This is a genomic window from Paenibacillus sp. CCS19, assembly GCF_033239625.1.
In the GTDB taxonomy this organism is placed as follows: Bacteria; Bacillota; Bacilli; order Paenibacillales; family Paenibacillaceae; genus Paenibacillus_T.
Genome location: NZ_BTCK01000003.1, coordinates 117,424 through 138,093, shown reverse-complemented (window position 1 = coordinate 138,093; position 20,670 = coordinate 117,424). Strand labels below are relative to the sequence as shown.

Annotated in this window: 20 protein-coding genes and 1 pseudogene; 7 read left to right on the top strand and 14 right to left on the bottom strand. The window is 52.4% G+C overall.

Going from position 1 to position 20,670, the window contains the following annotated elements:
* Window positions 1-188 precede the first annotated feature (188 nt).
* On the top strand, window positions 189-2,090 hold the full coding sequence (locus SBI19_RS04195; RefSeq protein ID WP_317965258.1) for a sensor histidine kinase: 1,902 nt from the start codon (window positions 189-191) through the stop codon (window positions 2,088-2,090).
* Here SBI19_RS04195 and SBI19_RS04190 read toward each other — a convergent pair.
* From SBI19_RS04190 to SBI19_RS04180, 3 genes are all read right to left on the bottom strand, one after another.
* Complete coding sequence (locus SBI19_RS04190; RefSeq protein WP_317965256.1) at window positions 2,087-2,332, bottom strand: NHLP leader peptide family RiPP precursor; 246 nt, start codon at window positions 2,330-2,332, stop codon at window positions 2,087-2,089. The two genes, SBI19_RS04195 and SBI19_RS04190, sit on opposite strands and share 4 nt — an antisense overlap.
* A 178-nt stretch (window positions 2,333-2,510) precedes the next feature.
* A complete protein-coding gene (locus tag SBI19_RS04185; protein WP_317965254.1) occupies window positions 2,511-3,464 on the bottom strand; it encodes a hypothetical protein in 954 nt (317 codons plus the stop codon).
* 135 nt (window positions 3,465-3,599) lie between these two features.
* Complete coding sequence (locus SBI19_RS04180) at window positions 3,600-4,346, bottom strand: MBL fold metallo-hydrolase (RefSeq protein ID WP_317965252.1); 747 nt, start codon at window positions 4,344-4,346, stop codon at window positions 3,600-3,602.
* 132 nt (window positions 4,347-4,478) lie between these two features.
* Between SBI19_RS04180 and SBI19_RS04175 the strand changes: the two genes are divergently transcribed.
* The gene (locus SBI19_RS04175) at window positions 4,479-4,907 is read left to right on the top strand and encodes an Lrp/AsnC family transcriptional regulator (protein WP_317965250.1); all 429 of its coding nucleotides are present in this window, start codon (window positions 4,479-4,481) and stop codon (window positions 4,905-4,907) included.
* Between the two features lie 23 nt (window positions 4,908-4,930).
* On the opposite strand, the gene SBI19_RS04170 is transcribed toward SBI19_RS04175, so the two are convergent.
* Window positions 4,931-5,344: a GNAT family N-acetyltransferase gene (locus SBI19_RS04170; RefSeq protein WP_317965248.1), complete on the bottom strand. Its 414-nt coding sequence runs from the start codon at window positions 5,342-5,344 to the stop codon at window positions 4,931-4,933.
* 221 nt (window positions 5,345-5,565) lie between these two features.
* Here SBI19_RS04170 and SBI19_RS04165 point away from each other — a divergent pair, with 221 nt between their 5' ends.
* The 3 genes from SBI19_RS04165 to SBI19_RS04155 all read left to right on the top strand — a co-directional run bounded on the left by SBI19_RS04165 (window position 5,566) and on the right by SBI19_RS04155 (window position 9,842).
* Window positions 5,566-6,180: a TetR/AcrR family transcriptional regulator gene (locus tag SBI19_RS04165; RefSeq protein WP_317965246.1), complete on the top strand. Its 615-nt coding sequence runs from the start codon at window positions 5,566-5,568 to the stop codon at window positions 6,178-6,180.
* Between the two features lie 65 nt (window positions 6,181-6,245).
* Complete coding sequence (locus tag SBI19_RS04160; RefSeq protein ID WP_317965244.1) at window positions 6,246-8,630, top strand: MMPL family transporter; 2,385 nt, start codon at window positions 6,246-6,248, stop codon at window positions 8,628-8,630.
* Between the two features lie 330 nt (window positions 8,631-8,960).
* Window positions 8,961-9,842, top strand: a complete 882-nt coding sequence (locus SBI19_RS04155; protein ID WP_317965242.1) for a pirin family protein — start codon at window positions 8,961-8,963, stop codon at window positions 9,840-9,842.
* Window positions 9,843-10,034: 192 nt separating this feature from the next.
* On the opposite strand, the gene SBI19_RS04150 is transcribed toward SBI19_RS04155, so the two are convergent.
* The 4 genes from SBI19_RS04150 to SBI19_RS04135 all read right to left on the bottom strand — a co-directional run bounded on the left by SBI19_RS04150 (window position 10,035) and on the right by SBI19_RS04135 (window position 13,421).
* The gene (locus SBI19_RS04150; RefSeq protein ID WP_317965438.1) at window positions 10,035-11,273 is read right to left on the bottom strand and encodes an MFS transporter; all 1,239 of its coding nucleotides are present in this window, start codon (window positions 11,271-11,273) and stop codon (window positions 10,035-10,037) included.
* Between the two features lie 120 nt (window positions 11,274-11,393).
* A complete protein-coding gene (locus SBI19_RS04145; RefSeq protein ID WP_317965240.1) occupies window positions 11,394-11,828 on the bottom strand; it encodes a MarR family winged helix-turn-helix transcriptional regulator in 435 nt (144 codons plus the stop codon).
* A gap of 194 nt (window positions 11,829-12,022) precedes the next feature.
* On the bottom strand, window positions 12,023-12,481 hold the full coding sequence (locus tag SBI19_RS04140; protein ID WP_483312241.1) for a DinB family protein: 459 nt from the start codon (window positions 12,479-12,481) through the stop codon (window positions 12,023-12,025).
* Window positions 12,482-12,542: 61 nt separating this feature from the next.
* Window positions 12,543-13,421: a LysR family transcriptional regulator gene (locus SBI19_RS04135; RefSeq protein ID WP_317965236.1), complete on the bottom strand. Its 879-nt coding sequence runs from the start codon at window positions 13,419-13,421 to the stop codon at window positions 12,543-12,545.
* 119 nt (window positions 13,422-13,540) lie between these two features.
* Between SBI19_RS04135 and SBI19_RS04130 the strand changes: the two genes are divergently transcribed.
* Window positions 13,541-14,062, top strand: a complete 522-nt coding sequence (locus tag SBI19_RS04130; protein ID WP_317965235.1) for an HPP family protein — start codon at window positions 13,541-13,543, stop codon at window positions 14,060-14,062.
* Between the two features lie 77 nt (window positions 14,063-14,139).
* On the opposite strand, the gene SBI19_RS04125 is transcribed toward SBI19_RS04130, so the two are convergent.
* Complete coding sequence (locus tag SBI19_RS04125; protein WP_317965234.1) at window positions 14,140-14,772, bottom strand: 2OG-Fe(II) oxygenase; 633 nt, start codon at window positions 14,770-14,772, stop codon at window positions 14,140-14,142.
* A 164-nt stretch (window positions 14,773-14,936) separates the two neighbouring features.
* Window positions 14,937-15,302, bottom strand: coding sequence for a winged helix-turn-helix transcriptional regulator (locus SBI19_RS04120; RefSeq protein ID WP_317965232.1), 366 nt, complete (start codon window positions 15,300-15,302; stop codon window positions 14,937-14,939).
* A 118-nt stretch (window positions 15,303-15,420) separates the two neighbouring features.
* On the opposite strand from SBI19_RS04120, the gene SBI19_RS04115 reads away from it, so the two are divergent.
* The gene (locus tag SBI19_RS04115) at window positions 15,421-16,434 is read left to right on the top strand and encodes a zinc-dependent alcohol dehydrogenase family protein (protein ID WP_317965231.1); all 1,014 of its coding nucleotides are present in this window, start codon (window positions 15,421-15,423) and stop codon (window positions 16,432-16,434) included.
* Between the two features lie 84 nt (window positions 16,435-16,518).
* On the opposite strand, the gene SBI19_RS04110 is transcribed toward SBI19_RS04115, so the two are convergent.
* The 4 genes and pseudogenes from SBI19_RS04110 to SBI19_RS29510 form a co-directional block, all read right to left on the bottom strand.
* Window positions 16,519-18,081, bottom strand: a complete 1,563-nt coding sequence (locus tag SBI19_RS04110) for a YncE family protein (RefSeq protein ID WP_317965229.1) — start codon at window positions 18,079-18,081, stop codon at window positions 16,519-16,521.
* Between the two features lie 74 nt (window positions 18,082-18,155).
* Window positions 18,156-19,352, bottom strand: coding sequence for a GGDEF domain-containing protein (locus SBI19_RS04105; protein ID WP_317965227.1), 1,197 nt, complete (start codon window positions 19,350-19,352; stop codon window positions 18,156-18,158).
* 235 nt (window positions 19,353-19,587) lie between these two features.
* Window positions 19,588-20,034 (bottom strand): VOC family protein, encoded by a 447-nt coding sequence (locus SBI19_RS29515; RefSeq protein WP_348538007.1) that lies wholly within the window; start codon window positions 20,032-20,034, stop codon window positions 19,588-19,590.
* A pseudogene (locus tag SBI19_RS29510) lies at window positions 20,029-20,475 on the bottom strand (RNA polymerase sigma factor); the annotation flags it as partial. The pseudogene SBI19_RS29510 and the gene SBI19_RS29515, both read right to left, overlap by 6 nt.
* Between the last annotated feature and the right edge of the window lie 195 nt (window positions 20,476-20,670).

Genomic DNA, 20,670 nt, shown 5'->3' with positions numbered 1-20,670 from the left:
CAGTAATTTCAATACCATTCTATACGTGGGAATGATGTATACCAGCGTGACAAAATTAGTAAAAACCAAGGAAACCGACATAAAAAAGAGGATAATTCATGAAAATAGTTTTTCTTTATACAGGAATATGAAGAATATTGTCGAAATCTAGGAAGAAAGTATCAGACAGGTTTCTGAGGTGGAGTATTGTGAAGCGCGTAAAACCGATATTATTTATTCTGATTTGTGCTGTGCTCGCTATTCTATTCATACGTCCTCAGACTGGGTTCGCAGATAACGCTCAGTCTTCTTCGGGTATCTCAATTAAGGAGTGGGAGATCCAGTGGTTTAATGATGAGACATCAGAAACTCCCTCGGCTACTGAACCATGGTTGAAAGCGAACATCCATCAAACTCTCGAAGAAAATCTAGAAGGCCATACGGGAGTCTGGGTACATTTCGTCATCCCACCTACGTCTGTATGGCAAACACCAGGGCTCCTCATCAACCAGATGTATGGAAACAACATTAAGGTTTACGAGGATAACAAACTGATTTATGAATTTACTCGTGATTCTTCCTTTGACCGTAACATGTTACTTACGTCTCTAGTACCCAACCCAGAACCTTCAAATATCTATATTCGTATCGCATCACTAGACCGTGCAGGAATCGTAAGCGGAGTTCTGATCGATAATTATAATGATTTATCAAAGTCTTATATTATCGGAGAACTTCCAAGTTTGATGTTAGGTGCATCCATTGCCTTTGTCGGGCTAATCATGCTGCTTATTTCAGGCTACCTTAATCCCCAACAACGCAAGGCTTGGTTAGCATTAAGCATGATTGCTCTGGCTACGAGTGTAATGATTATAACGTTCACAACATTCCCTCACGTTTATTTCAAACAGTATGGCAGACTGTTGCAGCTTCTATTTGATATCTCTATGCTCGTTGTATTTCCTGCTTTGCATTTGTTCGCGGCTACAATATTCGAGGGTAAATTAGTATTTTATCGTAAGTTCGGACAATGGTTCGTCGGCTACTCGATATTTTGTGTGTTCGTTTCAATTCTCAACCAACAGATAGGAGATTCATTTTACTTCCTATATAAACTATTCACATTCTACCTGTTAGCACCTATGCTGTTGATCCATTTTGCGCTAGTAATCAGCCAAGCATTCATTCAGTCGGTACGAGGTAATAAGAACAGCATCATTCTCGCGCTCGGATTCCTCACCTGTGCTGGGATGTTTGTTATGGACCTGCTCCGTATCTTCTTGAGTGATAGCATGCGCCTTCCTTTCTTGTGGAAATTCGGTGTGATGCTGCTCATTATCTCATTGCTCATCGTATTGGCCCGCCGTATTTCGGCGGATCATCGTAAGCTTGTCGTCTATTCGAAGGAACTGGAGATGTTCAATGGGCGCCTCCAGCGTGAAGAGAAACTGAAGTTTATTAGCGAACTCGCGGCATCGATTGCTCATGAAGTACGCAACCCATTACAAGTTACTAGAGGGTTTCTGCAGCTCATTTCGAATAAATCAGAAGAAACGACTAAGCCTCATTTCTCGATGGCAATTGACGAACTCGATCGCGCTTCCACGATCATTACAGACTTCCTTACGTTCGCTAAGCCTGAGCTCGACAATAATGTAACCACAATGGACCTTCACCAAGAGTTGATGGCGATCGTCACCATCATTAGCCCAATGGCTGCCCTGAGCGGAGCAGCGTTGCAGGTCGATATGCCGAATAAGTTCTATGCGAAGGGAAATCCTTCGAAGTTCAAGCAAGCTGTCTTAAATATGGTCAAGAACAGCATAGAAGCGATCGAGGCACGCGAGAATGGAACTGTAAAGATCAGTATGCATGAAGAGAAAGGGAAGGCTGTCATCCGCATAGCAGATAACGGGGAAGGCATGGAAGAAGAGCAGATCGCTAAGCTTGGTGAGCCCTACTACTCAACGAAGACGAAGGGAACTGGCCTTGGGCTAATGGTTACGTTCCGGATCATTGAAGTCATGGAAGGAACGCTCGAATTCCGCAGTAAGAAAGGAAAAGGAACCGAAGCGATCATTCGGTTCCCTGTCGTTACTAATGAGAATTAAAGCCAAATAAAGCCTACGTTTGATTCTTTAGCAAGTGCATCCTCTGGTTTAGGTGGGATAACCAAATAGTAGCTTGCCGATTCTTCTTCAACTACTTTCAGATTAACAGCTTCTGGTATCTCGACTCCGAAAGCTTGCTTGATAGCAGCCTTAGGATCTGCCAGAAGTTCCTGTTTAAATTGTTCATCTTCCCAAGCTTTCTTAATAATCTGAACTTTCAATGCATCCACGGAAACCGACATTCGCTGCACAACCCTTCAGTAGTAGTCTTACAGACCTATAATATCATAGAATAGGATAAATTTTCTCCAAAATTTTACTAGACTCGACATTGTTTTCGTATTTTTTACATCGCTACATAGCACTTTTGCACTCCTTGAATATGGAAGAAGGGACCGAATCGATTCGGTCCCTTCTTTGTTATTTCATATTCAACACCAACTGCGACAATCCGCCATGCGCGGCAAGCTCGTTAACCGACCGTTCGATCCGGTCCGCCGTCTGCCGAAGATCCTGAACAATCGTGTCTTGATAGGTTTGTAATCTTACAGGAACCTTGGGGATCCGCTGCAGCCGGTCACGATATTGTTCCGCAATCTCGGCCAACTGACTTACCGCCCCACGGTGGTAGATCGCACGCTTCACACCTGGCTCATCCAACGTATCAGCAGCCACATCCGCCAGCTTGTCCTTCACGATCGTCAAGAACGAATTGCGATTGGCCTCGTGCAAATCTTCTATTCTATCCGCCCAGTCATCCGATAATTGCAGCACCGCCAGCGCTAGATCGATGGCTTCTTCTACTTCCGCAATCCGCTGTTCCGTCTGACCCGCCCAGAGCAGCACACCCGCCGCGCCTAGCTTAATCGGAGCAGCCTTGCCTGCGAGCTGCCCCACGTCCAGCGGATTAACAGCTTCGAGCACTTCACGCGTAACAGCGGAAGACCACTGCCCGACAAAATGACGCTCATACGACCCTATTACGGAATCTTGCTCAAAATAACGGGCATACCGCTGACGAGACATCACGCTCAGCAATTGGGCTAGCGCCAACGACTTGCGGATCCCGGATGATTGTATCCGATCGTCCCCTCCGTCCATCACGTCATCCAGAATAAAATATTGAAGCATGACATATACGCTTCCGATCGAGAGGTCCCGGCAAAGCTCTATCGGCGCGCCCGTCTCTTCCTGCAGCCAATACGGCAGCAGGAAGCTGATCGACTTGGCTTTCCCTCCGCTGTGCAGTGGATTGCAGCGTGCGAGCAAAGCCTGGCCCGTCTCCCTCAGTTCGTCGGGCAACCCCATCATTTCTTGTGATGCCTCTTGGAATAGGAGCTCTATTTCATCCTTGAAATCATCGACTTCTTTCATCGGCGAACCCTCGCGTGTTGGTTATATTTGTTATTCCGAATTATATCACGACATGAATAGGAAAAGCGGTCTGTAGGTAGACAAAAAAGAGCACCCCGAAGCGGCGCCCAGATCATATAACTTACTAAATTCGCCCTACATCCACTCCCCGTCTTCCGGAATCGCCAACTGCTCTAATAAACGCTGCTCCGCCAGCCTCGCCCGAAGCACATCCCGCGTAACGTGACAGTGATTGATCGAATCCATATGCACGGCAATCACCTTCGTATAAGGTGCATATTGAACGACTTGGATCACATCGTCCGCATCCATCGTAATCGGATCCCCCACTACGAATCTCGCTCCGCCTGCATTCACAATCGTCAGGTCTGGCTTATACGTATCAAGCGCCGTCTTCACATCCTCGCACCAGATCGTATCTCCCGCAATATACAACGTGGGCTCGCCATCCGCTTGAAAAACAAAGCCGGACACCTTCCCCATCCGCTCGCCAATTTCACCCGTCCCATGCTGACCGTTCGTACGATGAACCGTTACGCCTCGGAAGGTCGTCGAATCTATAATCTCCGTTACGTCCGTAAAGCCCGCTGTACGGAATGCGTCTTGATTGCCTGGCTGGCATAGAATCGTCGACGACTTCGGCAAAGCCTGCGCGGCGGCAGCATCCCAATGATCCGCATGAAGATGCGTCACGATAACGGCGTCTGGCGCGAGCCACGCGTCAAGCTCACCAGGCAATGGGACTAGCGGATTGCGACGCTCATTATCGGAATTCATAATCGGCGGATTAGCCCCTTGCGGGCTGAACATCGGATCGATGAGAAAGGTAACCCCTGCATATTCGAGCCATAGCGTGGCATGACGAATGAGTTGAACGCGCATCGAAATCCCTCTTTTCGGACGGAATATGGTTCTGTTACGATATCGATGATAGCATCTGCCGCTATTATTGAACCATAACTTGATGAACGTATTCGCGCAGGTTTGCTTTCACCGTGAAAGGAGTGACGCCAAGTGGCCAACCAAACGATTGATGATACCGATATTCGCATTCTGCAGGAGCTGTTGAACAACGCCATGCTCACCCATAAGGAGATTGGCGAGCTCGTCCACTTGACCGGACAGGCGGTCGGCGCACGCGTGCGCAAGCTGCAGGATCTGGGCGTCATCGACGGCTATACGCTGCGCTGGAATCCCGAACGGATCGGGCTGCATATTCATGCCTTCCTCATCCTCTTCCTTCATTCAAACCAAGCCCATCAGGCACTGCGAGAGCTTGCGGAGTCGAACGATTCCGTGCAAGAAATGCACCGCGTCAGTGGAGAAGGCTGCTATTGGATGCGTGTACTTGTGCGCGACATGGTCGAACTGAACAAGCTGCTGGAGGAAGTGCTGACCTTCGGCAACTACAAGCTCAGCATGTCGATCGAACGGATCAAATAAACGGAGCGCGGAGGTTGTTAGTATTAGTATCTTCTGAACATCCCGACCGACTTGGGTGCCGTGTAGTCGAACCCGAACTTGCGGTACAGTTGATCGGCCGGCACGTCCGCGATCAGACTTGCATTCGACCCTGGGTGCGCGTTCGCGTCCAAATAATCCATTAACGCTTTCATAATCAACTTCCCATATCCCCTGCCTTGGCAAGTCGGATGCACCGCAATGTCGACAATGTGATAAAAGCATCCGCCATCGCCGATAATTCGCCCCATCCCGATGAGCTGCCCATCCTCCCTCCGCAAAATTGTGCTGTACACCGAGTTCGCAAGCCCCACTCTCGCTCCGGCCAGATCCTTCGGGCTCAAGCCGGCCGCTATGCGCAGCGCATTATATTCCTCAGCGTCAGGCGCCTCTTGGAGCACCTTAACTTGCTCTTCCATTCTTATCCAACCTCCAACGCTCGGCTAATTATTGTCAATCCTGCAGACGCTATAACTCAGAACAACCCGTAGCATAGGGTTACCCTTACTTATATAGCTCTATATGAGTGTGATCAATGTCACAAAACCGTCAACCATTTCCCATTGTGCAACGTTGCCCATTGGGCAATAATATAGTTAATGATGTGTGAACGCTGGGCAGGAGGTGAACCGATATTACGATGAATAAGCAGAGCCTGCGGGACATCAAGAAAGAGGCAACTGCCAGCGCGCTTGCCGAAGCAGCATTCGAGCTTGCCCTCGACAAAGGTTTAGACGGCTTCACCGTCGAGGATATTGTGCAGCGTGCCGGCTATTCGAGACGGACGTTCGCGAACCATTTTTCCTGCAAAGAAGAAGCTGTCGCAGCGGCGGCCGTCATATTCAAAGGCGCTCCTGACGAAGAGGACTTAATCGAGAGTCTGTCCGACAACGGGTCCATGGTCGATATTCTTCACCAACTCATGCGAATGCAGTTCACCGTCGAGCAGATCAAGACGATGCGCAAGCTTGTGAAGCTGTCCGAGCAGTTTCCAACGCTGGAGCCTTACATTCTGACGATCTTCCATCAGTTTCAGAAGAAGGCGCAGCACGTTCTAAGCCGCTGTTCACGCGGACGCCATTCCGAGTTCTATACGCATCTGCTTGCAGGCGCGATGTACGGTGCGGCACTGCCGCTGCTCAACAGCGAACTGAACGTCCGACTGCCCGGCGAGCAAGACGAAGGTGCACCGGACATGATAACGTTCGATCAGTATTTGGAAGACATGTTCAGGCACTTGAGCAACGGCTTTTAGTCGGCCTCGAGCCGCTTGTCTGAGCATCGCAGTTATATAGATAAACAAGGAGAGGACCACACCGTATGTCTACATTCCTGTACAAAATCGGCAAGTCGGCCTACAACAAGCCATGGGCGTTCATTGTAAGCTGGATCGCCATTCTTGGCGTCGTGCTTGCGCTCATCGGCATCAACGGTATCCATGTCGGCTCGGAGATGAAGATTGAGGGCACCGAGTCTCAGAAGGTGCTCGACCAGCTGGCAGCGGAATTGCCCGAAGCATCGGGCGGTCAAGCGAGCGTCGTGTTCGAGGCGCCAAGCGGCGAGCGGTTAGACACGCCGGAGAGAGCGGCTGCGCTCAGCAAGGCAGTCAATGATGTTTATAATCTCGAGTATGTCATTAATCAGGCCAAATTAGCCACCGAAGCAGCTGCGGCATCGAATGCGGATCAGACTCAAAGCGCCGCCGCAGACGGAAGCCAACAGCAGCAAGCAGCGGCGGCGGACAGCAGTCAGCAGCAGGCGACTGACGCTGGCGCGATGGCTGTCGGACCGCTGATCGTCGATGGCGCTCCAGTCATCGGCGTTACACTTTCGGCGGACGGCAATATTGCACTGTTCCAATTCCAATTCACCGTTCAGCAAATGGATCTGCCGCAAGAAGTCATCGACAGCGTGATTAATACGGTCACGGCCGTTGAGCAAAGCGGATTGGGCATCAAAGCACTGCCAAGCGACTCCCTGTCGTCGAAACCGGCAGTCGGCGCAACTGAGGGTATCGGTATTATCGTTGCAGCGATCGTATTGTTCATTACGCTTGGCTCGGTCGTCGCAGCCGGCCTGCCGCTGCTCACAGCATTGCTGGGTGTCGGCATCAGCGTCGGCGGCGCGTATGCCTTCTCGAAGTTCATCGGCATGACCGATGTAACGCCTGCGCTCGCATTAATGGTCGGCCTAGCGGTCGGCATCGACTATTGCTTGTTTATCGTGAATCGTCAGCGCCGCATGATGCTTGATCAAGGCCTCAGCGCTCGCGAAGCGGCAAGCCGGGCGATTGGTACGGCGGGCAGCGCGGTATTTTTCGCAGGATTGACTGTCATTATTGCACTGTGCGGCATGCTCGTTATCGGCATTGCGTTCTTGTCGACCATGGCGCTTGTCGCAGCAGCGAGCGTATTCATCAACGTACTCATTGCGCTCACGCTGCTCCCTGCGCTTCTCGGCCTTGTTGGCGAACGAATCTGCTCGGAGAAGGCGCGTAAGAAAGCAGCGAGCACTAACCGCTCCGCAGCTAACAATGGCTTTGCACATCGCTGGGCAAGCGGCACCGTGAAATATCGCTGGCTGATTATCGTTGCTTCTGTCGTCGTCCTCGGCGCAGCAGCGATTCCGGTAACGAAGATGGAGATGGGCATTCCATCCGGTGCGACCGCGAACCTTGATACGGATACTAGACAGAGCTATGATGCGATCTCCGAAGGATTCGGAGAAGGATTCAACGGCCCGCTGCTGCTGGTCGCTAGACCGAATGCCGCAGATGGCAAAGTAACGCAAGAGGTGCTGGGCAGTCTCGTACAAGGGCTCCAGCAGCATGAAGATGTGCTGATCGTTAATCCGATGGGCATTAATCAGACCGGTGACCTGGCTATTATTAGCCTTATCCCGAAATCCGGTCCTACCGATTCGACGACCAAAAATCTCGTTGCAGACCTGCGCGATCCGGAATCGGCTATCGCGCAGGCAAGCGACGTAAACATTGGCGTAACGGGCTTTACCGCTATTAACATCGACATGTCGGAGAAGCTCGCCGAAGTATTCCCGCTTTACGTGGGCATTATCGTCATTCTGTCGCTCATTATTCTGCTGCTCGTCTTCCGTTCGATCATCGTGCCGATCAAGGCGACGATCGGCTTCCTGCTTAGTATTCTCGCAACGTTCGGTATTACGACAGCCGTATTCCAATGGGGATGGGTTCACTCCCTGTTCGGCTTCGATACCGGCGGGCCATTGCTGAGCTTCATGCCGATCATGGTTACAGGTATTCTGTACGGTCTGGCGATGGACTATCAAGTGTTCCTCGTCAGCTCCATGCGCGAATCCTATGTACACGGGCACAAAGGTACGGCCAGCGTCGTATCCGGCTATGAACAAGCAAGCCGCGTCGTGTTGGCCGCAGCGGTCATCATGGTGTCCGTATTCGCCGGCTTCATCATGACGCATGACATTATGATCAAACAGATCGGCTTCGCACTTGCAATCGGCATTCTGATCGATGCATTCATCGTCCGCATGACGCTTGTGCCAGCGATCATGGCTGTGTTCAGCGACCGGGCATGGAGCCTGCCTCGCTGGCTCGACCGACTGCTGCCGAACCTCGACGTCGAAGGCGATAAATTGATCGCCGAACTGAATGTGCAGGAGCAGCACACCAGCATGAAAGCAAAAGCAAAAGTTGCGAGTCACCATTAATGAAACGCCGGAAGCTGCCCCTGTGGCAGCTCCGGCGCTTTTTGCGTTCCGTGTGTGGAACGGCGCGAATAGGTTTATATTTGCACCTATCAGGCGCGGATACGGGTTTGAGCGGCGTGGTAGTTGCATTTTTGCACCTACAAGGCGCGGATATGATTCGAGCGACACGGTTGGTGCATTTTTGCACCTATGAGACTCTACTCTGGTGGCTCAAGCTGCTCGCTTGACAGAACCGTTCATTTGGATTATCTTTAAATCAAGATAATTATCTTAAATTAAAGATATCAAATGTCGAGGACATGAAATTAGACATAAAGGAGACGATTGAAGATGACAACCTATCGCAGCGTTGAAGGCATTTACCATGGCGCTCCATTCCATATGGTGGGCGACGGATTCCGAGTTTCGAACTATTTTCCTGGAGGCAATAACTTCGCATGGCGCATCAGCCCGTTCATCCTGCTCGACTATAATGCACCATATGAGTTTCCGCCAAGCCCGCATGTAAGAGGCGTCGGCGCGCACCCGCACCGCGGCTTCGAGACGGTAACGATCGCGTATGACGGTTACGTCGAGCATCACGACAGCTTCGGCAACCACGGCATCGTCGGTCCTGGCGACGTCCAATGGATGACGGCTGCCTCCGGACTGCTGCACAAGGAATATCACGAGCGTGAATTCGGGAAACGAGGCGGCTTGTTCCATATGATTCAGCTGTGGGTCAACCTGCCTCGCGAGCACAAAATGCACGCCCCTCGTTACCAAGAGCTGTTGAAAAGCCAAATGGGCTATGTGTCGCTCCCGGATAACGGCGGCAAAGTTCGCATCATCGCAGGCGAATATAACGGTGTTCAAGGACCAGCGAAGACATTCACGCCGATTAACCTGTTCGACATCGCCTTCCAGACGGGCGGCCGGGCGCAGTTCGAGCTCCCAGCCTCGCATAATACGGCTGCGCTCGTCCTGAAAGGCGCAGTGAAGATCAATGGAGCGAAACAAGCAATCGCAGGCGACTTCGTCTTGTTCGACAACGAAGCCGGCGAGATTGTCATTGAAGGCCACACGGATGATACGCTCGTCATCATACTGAGCGGCGAGCCGATCGACGAGCCGATCGTACAACACGGTCCGTTCGTCATGAACAGCCGCGAAGAGCTGATCCAAGCCTACAATGACTTCCAAGACGGCAAAATGGGCGACCCGAACTTCTAATCTAGGCTGGCGTAGTTTGCGATACATCGAAGGTGCAATGTTGCGCAAAAGTACCCTATCCTGTATGCAGGGATAGGGTACTTTTTTATGCTCTAACCTTGCCGTCTCCGCTCCAATGGCGGGATAAGCAAATTTTGTGCTCTTTCTTGGCCATTCTAGTCCTCAAGACGGGATAGTGTACTTTTGTGTATTTTACTGCGCCGAGACAGCAGTCTTCTTCCGACCGATGCGTGTCGAGATAACAGCTGCGAACAGGCAGACGAAGCCTGCAGAGACGAACGCTGGCGAATATGAGCCCAGCCAGTCGCGAATCGCTCCAGAGCCATATGCGGCGGTCGAAGCGCCGATCTGATGCGCGACAACCACCCAGCCGAATATCATCCCCGAACGCTCCTTGCCGAACTCCTGCGTCGCGAGTTTCACCGTTGGCGGCACTGTCGCGATCCAGTCCAATCCGTAGAATACGCTGAAGAGGAGCAGCTCCGTTGGTCCGGCGCTTAGCGCATAAGGCAGGAACAGCAGCGATAAGCCGCGCAGCCCGTAATACCAGACGAGCAGCCAGCGGCTGTCGAACCGATCGGATAACCAACCCGATAACGTTGTGCCGAACAGATCGAACAGCCCCATAAGAGCAAGCAGACTCGCCGCCGTCACCTCGGTGATCCCGAAATCGCCGCACGCCGGAATAAGATGCGTACCGATCAGACCATTCGTCGAATAACCGCAGAAGAAGAACGTGCCGGCGAGCAGCCAGAACGATTTGTTCCCCAGCGCCGAACGGAGAGCCAGCAGCGGCGCCAAGAACAGCTTGCCTCGGAAAGGAGTCGGCTGAACCATTTCACTCGATCCATAAGGAGCCGCCCCGACATCCGAAGGATGGTTCCGCATGAAGACGGCGACGATCAGCAGCAGCACGACGAGCACAGCGACCGCTGTATAGACGGCTGATTTCCACCCTGCCTCCACGGTAATGCGAGCCAGCAGCGGCAGAAACAGCAATTGCCCCGTCGCCGCACTGGCGGTCAGCATACCGACGACAAGCCCTCTTCTCTTCGCGAACCATTTGTTCGAGACCGTTACCCCGAGCACATTCGCCATGAAACCTGTTGCGATCCCTGTGATAACGCCCCACAGTATTTCAAACTGCCAGAGCGCCGTCATGAGCGGCGTGACCGCAAGGCCCGCGGCCAATAAGCCGATCGAGAACAGCATGACGCGGCGCACGCCGAACCGCTCCAGGAACGATGCCGAGAACGGACCAACAAGCCCGTAGAGGAAAATACCAAGCGACACAACGCTTGAGATGCCCCCGCGGCTCCAGCCGAAATCCTGCTCGAAGCTCAGCATGAAGATGCTTGGCATGGAACGGACGCCCGCTGAAACGAGCAGCGTGACGAATGTAACGGCGACGACAACCCATCCATAATGCATACGAGGCAGCCTCTGTCTCTTTGCGGCTGCTTCTGTTTGCGGCTCAAGCTTCACCGTAATCACTCACTCTCTCCATCCAATTTTGGTTGTACATACAAAATACTGAGCACAAGGAAAAGCTTACTGCTTCTCCAATTGTCCACTCGACAATACGAGTTGCTTCGAGAGCTCATCCGCGAATTCCTTGCCGAGCAGCTCCTCATATCGGTTGCGCAAATCCCGTGACGCAGCCTTGATCGTCTCGATCATTCCCTCGCCCTTGGCGGTCGCGTAGACGAGCACGGTCTTGCCCTGCACCTTCCGCTCGACCAGTCCCTTGAGCTCCAGCTTATCGACGAAGCGAGTTAGCGTGGATGGCGTAACCGACAATTTCTCGGCCAGCTCCTTCTGCGTGATGCCCGGCGTGCCGACGGCCAGTCGAATCAAATACCCGTACATCGGCGTAAGCCCAGTCGGCGCGAATGCATCCTCCGCCAGCTTCGTAATCGTGCGGCCTAGCCGATTCGCGGTGAAGAACAAACAGTTAGTCAGGAAGCTTTCGTCCGGTCCGCTCATGGTCGTGTCCTCTTTTCCGATTTCCTATTTTGTATGTACAACAAATATAAGGGCATCACTTCCAGCTGTCAATGGGCGAATGAACGTTCATCCCCTCATCGTTCAATCTCGCCACTCCTTGCAACCTCGTAACAAATACAACAACCCCTCTCGCTTATGCAGCGAAAAGGGCTCCTATATCCAACTGCAACCGATCAATTCTCCCGCGAAAATAAAATATAGTCGAGCGCCTGCGGCTCTCCTGCTGTTTCCCTCAGGATCCGATTAATCTGCCCGCGATGATACTGCCCGTGAAGAGCGACATGAGTCAGGATATCCCGGATCGGCGTTCGGAATGGCACACCGCTCTGGTTCGCATACGCCAGATCGGCATCCAGCTGCTCTTCGGTCAGCGAAGCCAGGTAAGCCGTATACTTCTGCGCATTGCTCGCTAGCAGCGCTTCGAGTGAATCCACATCCGCATCATCCGCCCACAATTGCAGATGGGCAGTGTTCTCGCCGTTCAGCCTCATGATCCATACCTGCTCCGCGATGGCGACATGCCGGAACAGTCGCAGCGCTTCCTGGCCGCCGCCCCCACTCTTCCGAACCGCGTCCAGCAGCCGTTGATCGGCCCATATTTGGTGCTCAATCATTCGCTTGATCGTTTTCACCGTCATCCCTCCGCAATGCAATGGAATAAATCCAATTACTGGTTATTATAACGGAATAACGCTAATCGACAAGTCCGCTGCGCAGTAATTTCACAAAAGCCGCCGCCGCAGGGCGAAGCTGCCTGCCCCGCAATTGAATAACACCGTGCTCGATCGCCTCAGGCACTGGTAGATCCAGCTGAAAGAGCTGTCCCGTTCCCAGCTCATCTGCAACGTTCACAAGCGGCAGCAGCGAGATACCGTATCCGGCCTGCACCATCCGCTTAATCAGCTCAATGCTCGGGTAGCGCATTTGCAATTGCGCCATAGTTGAATGCCCCGCTTCCCTCAGCAGCTGCTCGCCAACCCCGTGATAGTAGCATTGATTGCCGTAGCTGATATAAGAGGCGTACTTCCGTTGCCGAATCCCGCTCCCTGCCGGTGCCGATACCCAGACCATCTCCTCATGCAATAACGGTGTAAAAATCAATCCCTCGTGCAGTGGATCCCGCGGTACAATCCCCAGTTCATCCCGTCCGTCGAGCACCCGCTCGCATATATCGTGCAAAAATCCCGTAGAGAGCTGCAGCTCGACCTCCTCGAACCGCTCGGCGTATTCAGCAAGCAGCCTCGGCAGCCTTGCTACGCAATACGATTCGAGCGCGCGCACGCGCAGCACGCCGCTCGGCAGCTCGGTTCGCTTCAGCTCATCCTCCAGCGCCTGACTGAGCGCGACGAATTGTTCTGCGAAACGCGCCAGCGCAAGCCCCGCCTCAGTCGGCTCTACGCCTCGCGGCAGCCGGTCGAACAACCGTTTGCCGCTGGACTTCTCCAGCTGAGCGATATGGGTCGTCACGGTAGACTGAACATAGCCCAGTCGGTCAGCCGCTCGGCTGAAGCTCCGCTCCTCCATGACGGCCTGAAACGTACGAATGGACCGGCCATCTAATTCGTTGAACACGGCAGGCCTCCTCCTTGGCATTCGAATTGTAAATACCAGACATCGCATTTATTCATTTTTCAAATCGATACACACATGCTAACATTAGGAACAGCTCATCGTAAAGGAGAAATGAATCTATGTTCACCCGCTTCCTACGTCCGCTCTTCCCCGCAATTGGGGCACTCATAGCTGTTCTCGTACTGCTCGCATTCGAGAATACGACTGATCTGACGATGCTCATGGCCCCGTTCGGCGCTTCGTGCGTTATCGTATTCGCCCTGCCAGACAGCCCGCTCGCCAGACCGCGCAACGTCATCGGCGGCCATGTAATCAGCGCATTGACCGGTCTTATCGTCTATCACACATTCGGCAATCATATCTGGTCGATTGCTCTTGCAGTCGCCTTGTCGGTCTACTTGATGCAGGTAACGGGTACGATTCATCCTCCCGCTGGCGCCGACCCGATCGTCGTCATCCTTGCAGGCGCCGGCTGGTCGTTCCTGTTCGCCCCAGTCTTAGCTGGAGCCGTCATCTTGGTTGGCCTGAGCGCTCTATACCGCTTCATTCTCAAACGCCGCGCCCAGCAGCAGCAGCGCCAACAACAAGCAGCAACAATAACGAAGCCCGCTATCGTCAATTCGAATTCAACAAGCGCATAAGAAGCATACCTCGCACATACAGAAGGGCTGCGGCAGATGGCATCTGCGCAGCCCTTTATTTGTTGTAATTCAAACTATTAATCCCGAAACCGCTGTCTCCTCATCCACTGCGTCGCGACCCATTTCTCCCCCGTTACGACAGGTTTGCCGGCATGCAGCGTCAGCTCGTTCAAGCGGTTGTCCGAATAGAAATATTCGAAGTAAACGGCGCTCCCCTTCTTAGGTGCGACCGACAGCTGAAGCGTAGGAAAGTATGTCTCCCCGCCCTCTTCCACATCGTTCAAATACATGACCAGCGTGCTGATCCGATTGTTGGCAACCGCTTCGGTGGTGAAGTAGTCATAGTGAGCCTGATACTGCTCGCCAGGCTTATAATGCAGCACCTGCAGCGGCTCCGCGTGAACAAGCGGCACCTGCATAAGCGCCGACAGCCTCGCCTCGATCGACTGAATCCAAGCATTCTCGCCTTCCTCGAAGAACATGCTGCTGCTCGTTCGAATATCGCTGACGGCACGGTCGCTTCCGATACGGGAACGATGCATCCTATCGCTAGCTAATGCAATTAAGGCATCGCATTCCTCGCTGCTCAGTACATCTTCCAATATGAGAATTAGCGGTTCCTCCAACTTGCCGACGATGCGGATCGGCTTGTCGCTCGTCATCATCGTGTTCCCTGTCACCTGTACAATCGACTGCTCTTTAACGACCATCGCTTCATCCTCCACTAGGGCTTTCTGATGAATAACATGGAATCGGTGTGCGTCAGTTGATGCTGCGGGCAACGGCCATATGCTGTTGTCATGATGGGAACTAGGTGCTGCTGTCAGGTAGGGATCATGTCGTGATTGCAGGGGATTAAGAGGGTGATGCAAGGTTAGGATTTGAGGTTGTCGTAGCTGGTTCTTGCATGCTTCACACTGTCCAAATGCTCATTCGCCCACATCTTGAGCGCATTCATAACGGGAAGAAGCGACTCTCCGAGCGGTGTGAGCGAATATTCCGTTATAGGCGGTACCGACGGGGTCAGCTTGCGCTTCACGATGCCGTCGCGCTCCAGCCGCTTCAGCGTCTGGGTCAGCATTTTCTGCGAAATGCCTTCAATCCGCCTCATCATATCGCCGTAACGAATCTCGCCTTCCTCCATCGCATAGATGGCAAGCGCCGTCCATTTGTTCGAGATAATCTCCAGCACATGGCTGTAGGTGCATCCCTCGAGAGAAATATCCGGCTTGCTTCTCATCGCTGTGCCTCCTCTCGTACGAACTTTAACGTTCGCAACCCACTTTAAAGTGCCGACTTACTAAATTTTAGCACCGGAACTATACTGTGTCTATCTCAGAAGAGGAGCGTGTTAAGGTATGAAAGCATATGTGCTGCGTGACGGATTCGGTCTTGAAAATGTACAAGAGGAGGATCGCCCCATCCCTTCCCCAGGTCCTGGCGAAGTGCTCATTCGGATGAAGGCTGTTTCGCTCAACGCCCGCGATATCGGTGTCATTGACGGGTACTATGAACCCAATCGGACAGAGCCGCTCATCCCCGTCTCCGATGGCGTCGGCGAGGTCGTGGCATTAGGGGAGCAAGCCTCCAAGTTCAGTCTGGGCGAACGCGTGAGCGGCATATTCACGCAGAGCTGGACGACGGGAGAGCCGACGCAGCGTAACTGGGCGACGACGCTCGGCAGCCCGCTGGACGGCATGCTGGCAGAGTATGTCGTTCTGCCGGAGGAGGGTCTTGTGCGCGTACCCGAGCATTTGACCGATGAGGAGGCCGCAACATTGGCATGCGCAGCGGTCACGGCTTGGCATGCGATTGTCGAAGAAGGACAGGTGAAGGCCGGCGATACAGTTGTCGTACAGGGAACAGGCGGCGTATCCCTATTCGCCCTGCAATTCGCCAAGCTGCTTGGCGCTCGCGTGATCGCAACATCGAGCAGCGACGAGAAGCTTGAGCGCGCGAAGGCGCTTGGAGCTGACTATGGCATCAACTATCGAACGACACCCGACTGGGAGCAAGCAGTCCTTGCGTATACGGAAGGCCGCGGCGCCGATCATATCGTCGATCTTGGCGGCAGCGCAACACTCAACCGCTCGCTGACAGCACTGAAGGTTGGCGGTCAGATCAGCATCGTTGGCCTGCTCTCCGGGGCGGTCATCGACGGCTTCGCCATTGTGCCCGCAATTCTTCGCAAAGCGAGACTGCAGGCCATTAACGTTGGCAGCCGCGAAATGTTCGAGCGGATGAACCTCGCCATCGAGCAGCACGCGCTGCGTCCCGTCATCGACCGATCGTTCCCGTTCAGCGAGTCCCTTGATGCCTTGAGATACATGGCGCAGGGTTCTGCCTTCGGTAAAGTTACGATCACCTTCTAATCACTGTGCTCGAGCCATATGCCAAAATACGGTTCACCTCTAATGGATCGTCAGCTCCACGCGAAGTAAACCGTATTGAAATGATTATCCAAAATGAACCGTGACATCAATTGGCCTTGCTTCAACCGGGATGGTTGCAATAACGGTATTCGTCGCTCCGTCAATGACGGATACCGTGTTGCTGTCGCGGTTGGCAACATAGATCCGGTTCGTCCGCGGGTTCACAGCCACACCTTCAGGACTGGTTCCAACCGTTATGGTACCCGTAACCAAGTTAGTTGCTCCTTGAATAACGGACACAAAGTCATTCACTATGCTCGATACATAGATGCGATTGGTAGCCGTATTCACTGCCGCCCCAATCGGACCTCCTCCAACGCCTGTAACGGTTGCAAGTACGGTCTTGGTTGCTCCGTTAATAACGGAAACATTGTTGCTGTTAATGTTCGGAATGTAGATTAGATTCGTCGCCGGATTAATAGCAACAACACCTGAGTTGAGTCCGATCGGTATTTCTGGCGGAACCCTTACATTTGTAATGCCATCAATAACGGATGCTGTGCCATCGACGTTCGAGACATAGATTGTATTAGTAATCGGATTGGCGGCGATCCCCCCTGGCGTTACGACAAACGGCAATGAGATCGACTTAATAACGGTGTCGGTAATGCCATCAATAACCTTCACCGTACTCGTTAATGCACAAGTGACATAAATAAGATTCGTCGAGATATTAACCGCAGGGTAGAAGGCAAGCGGATCAACAGCGATTGTGCTGAGGATCGTGTTGGTCACAGCATCAATCACGATGACCTCACCAGCTGTTCGATTGCACACATATAGCTTACTTGTCGTCGGATTGATAGCAATCCCTTGTATCGTATCCGTCCCTGTGCCTAGCGGAATCGTAGCGATTATAGTGTTCGTGTCCCCATCGATGACGGTCACGAGACCTGCCTGCGATGAGACATAGATCGTATTGAACGCAGGCAAGCCTGGACCGGTCGGACCCGTAGGCCCTTCCGGACCTGCCGCGCCTTGTGCACCCTCTGCTCCAGCTGGACCCGGCAACCCCATCGGACCTACAGCTCCAGGGGGACCTGCCGGCCCAGTCGGCCCAACCGATCCGATTAGTTCGTTGTTAATGACGAGACTTAAGGAATGATCGATTTGGTGAATAACTTGTGTAAGCTCGTTACGAACGACGTTATTAATGACAAGTCGCAGTACAATGGTCTGAAGCAGGGTATTATAGAGGCGCATATCGATCGTGGCTGTCGTAACAAGTACGACAGGAACGACAAGCTTGACTAGGATGAGTTCCAACAAGGCCAACCTTGCTATACGCTCACGATTGAGCGGACACAGCGTGTTCACCAGCGCATTGATTCGCCTTAGCACACGGCGAAGCTTATCGATTGCGACAGGGTCTTCTTGTATAAGGGACGGAATGATAAGGGAGTTAAACTCTCGCAACAGGCGGAGCAGCAGCGCAAGCTGTTTCGGTGTGATGCGAATTCGCCTGCAGGAGATGGCTTGACGATGACGAAGGCGGCAGAGGCACAGCTTCTTGTTGCGTGCATGACATTGTGATGCGTGCAGAGCGTGTTGCTTTCGTTTTCTTCTATCCGGATTCGATTGACTCATTGCTTCACACACCTCCATCCTCCGATATCGTATGAAGGCGTGTGTTTATAGACTTGTATAGCTGCCTATTAAACTTAAATATTAGCCTGTTTCATAGGAACAGCTGCCATGCGATCTTCTTGGACACGAATGATGCGATTGCGGCCATCGCGTTTCGCGGCATACAGCGCTTGGTCGCATGTGATATACAGGTTCTCCATTGTCGTCCGAGCATTAGGAATGACCGTCAGTATCCCTACGCTGACGGAATAAGTCGTCGGCAGCTGTTGATCGTCTACCCCCGCGAACTCACTAATCATTTGCTCCGCAAACTGAGCGGATGCTTCTTCATCGAGTCCGGGCAGCAGAATCCCGAATTCATCGCCTCCGTAGCGGACAAGCATATCCTGCGTACCCAGATGCTGTCGCACCCGAGATGCCAGATGCTGCAGCACTTGGTCGCCGACATAATGCCCGTAGGTATCGTTAATGATCTTGAAGCGGTCCACATCAAATAACATATAGGACAGCGGCTGCCGCTTCTTCGCATAACGAGCAAGCTGCCGTTCTGCTCGAATGGCGAACGTTCGACGGTTTAAGGCGCCCGTCAGATCGTCTTGATTCGCGAGTCTGACCAGCTCTCGATGCGACTGCTCCTTCATGAGCAGTACGATCCCTGTATGGCCGACGACAATGATAAGGAAGAGAACAAGCAGCATCGGCAGCTGAACATCGCTCTGCTGATAGAAGCTTGCCCAATTATGCCCGAGCACTGCGCCGCCTGACCGAATCAACATCCAGATCCCGACACACAGATAAAGGGTGCCCATCACTCGGGCGAGCGGACTTGCGCCGCGGACAACGATTAGACGATAAGCGGGCAGAAATATGATAGCGAGCAGCACAGAAGCGAACGCAATCCGTGTTTCCTCTTGATTATTAAAGAAGTAGATGAAGAGAAACCCTGCAATGCTGGCGAGCGTAAGGATGACATACAGCCATTTCATTCTCACCGTCAAAATGCGCTGCAAACTAAGCAGCACGCAAATCTCAAGCGTATACACAATGAAGAGCATGCTGTTAGCGAGCAGGACAGACAATACATCTGGAATATGGCCGCGCAGCGCCGCAAAGTACAGGGCGATCGCTTGCATGCTTTTGGCACCGATATAGACCTTGAGCGTAGCAAGCTTCAGGCTGCCGTTCCAATAAGCCAACGTGAGCACCAATGCGATCAAATATCCAATTAACAGAGTTGCAAATACCGTTCTAGCATCCAGCACTATGGACATAACATGCACCATCTCGTACAGAAAATAGTAATTACTCTGATTATAGTCTATATGTCTTGGTATATCGACATGACATGACGTTTTTTATTAGTTAATTTGTTTTTATTGTCATATTTTCTGTCGTAATGCGTCAGCTAGTTGTACTTACGGTTCGCATTGCCGCTGCATGGGCTGCACAACAAATACCGCCATAGCGCTAGGCGCTGTGGCGGCGTTGTATTTTTGTACCGATACATTAAGCCCCAAAAGCAATCCGATACCCATCCAGGTCACGAATCGTAAGCTCGCTCCAACCCTCGGACCAGTGCGGACCGTTAACGACTTCCACGCCGTTCGCTTGGAAAATCTCATAGAGCTGCCGAAGGCCTTCCGGATCGGTATAGCAGAAAAAATCGAAGTAGAGCCCGCCGTCGGCGGCTGAGTTCGGACGAATGTCGGTTTTCTGCTTCGCTGGATGCAGAATAAACGTTGCTCCGCCGTGGCTGACGTGGATATGTCCGCCGATATTTTCGGTATCGAACCCGACTCCCTCGTAAAATGCGACCGATGCATCAACGTTCTCAACAAGGAACGTAACAGACGCTCCTTTGATTCTTGCACGTACTTTCTCCACAAACGATTCGGTCAGCTTCTTCTCTTGTGCCGTATCTTCCACCAAAATAATCAGCTCCTTCTTCAGCATTGTCCTTGCTCTTCGCAGCCGGCTCTCTGTCGTTCTAAGCGGAACGTCCAGCAGCTCGCTTATCTCTCTAGCATTGTATCCCCCTATGTAATACATCAAGGTGGACGTACGATAAATCTCGTCTAACCCTCGCAGCGCCTTCCATACGGCCTGCTCATTAGACATTCGCTCAATCTGCTCATCCAGTGATACAGTGTCCGGCGCAGCGACAGCCTCCTCGAGCGACCGCACGATGAGCTGCTTCTTGCGAAATTGATCTTTGCACAGGTTGCTCGCTATGCGAATTACCCAGCTGCCGAATCGTTCTCCCTCTTGCAACTGTTCGAAGTTGCGCCATGCTTTGACGAAAGCCTCCTGCGCAATATCCTGCGCCAAGTGAAAATCATTGACGATGCTGTAGGCTGCCCCATATACCGCATTGGAGTATCGGCGGACTAGCTCCGTGAATGCATGCTGGTCCCCACATAAGGATCTTAACCAACTCCGCTTCCGATTGGTGACTCAATGAACCATTCACCTCCTCTATTGATAAAGACGGATTTCACTCTGAAATACATTCATCATGTACAATAAATTCTTATTCGACAATAAATTTCCTTTGCTTAAGTCCTAAACTTTGATTCTATGCAGGTTATG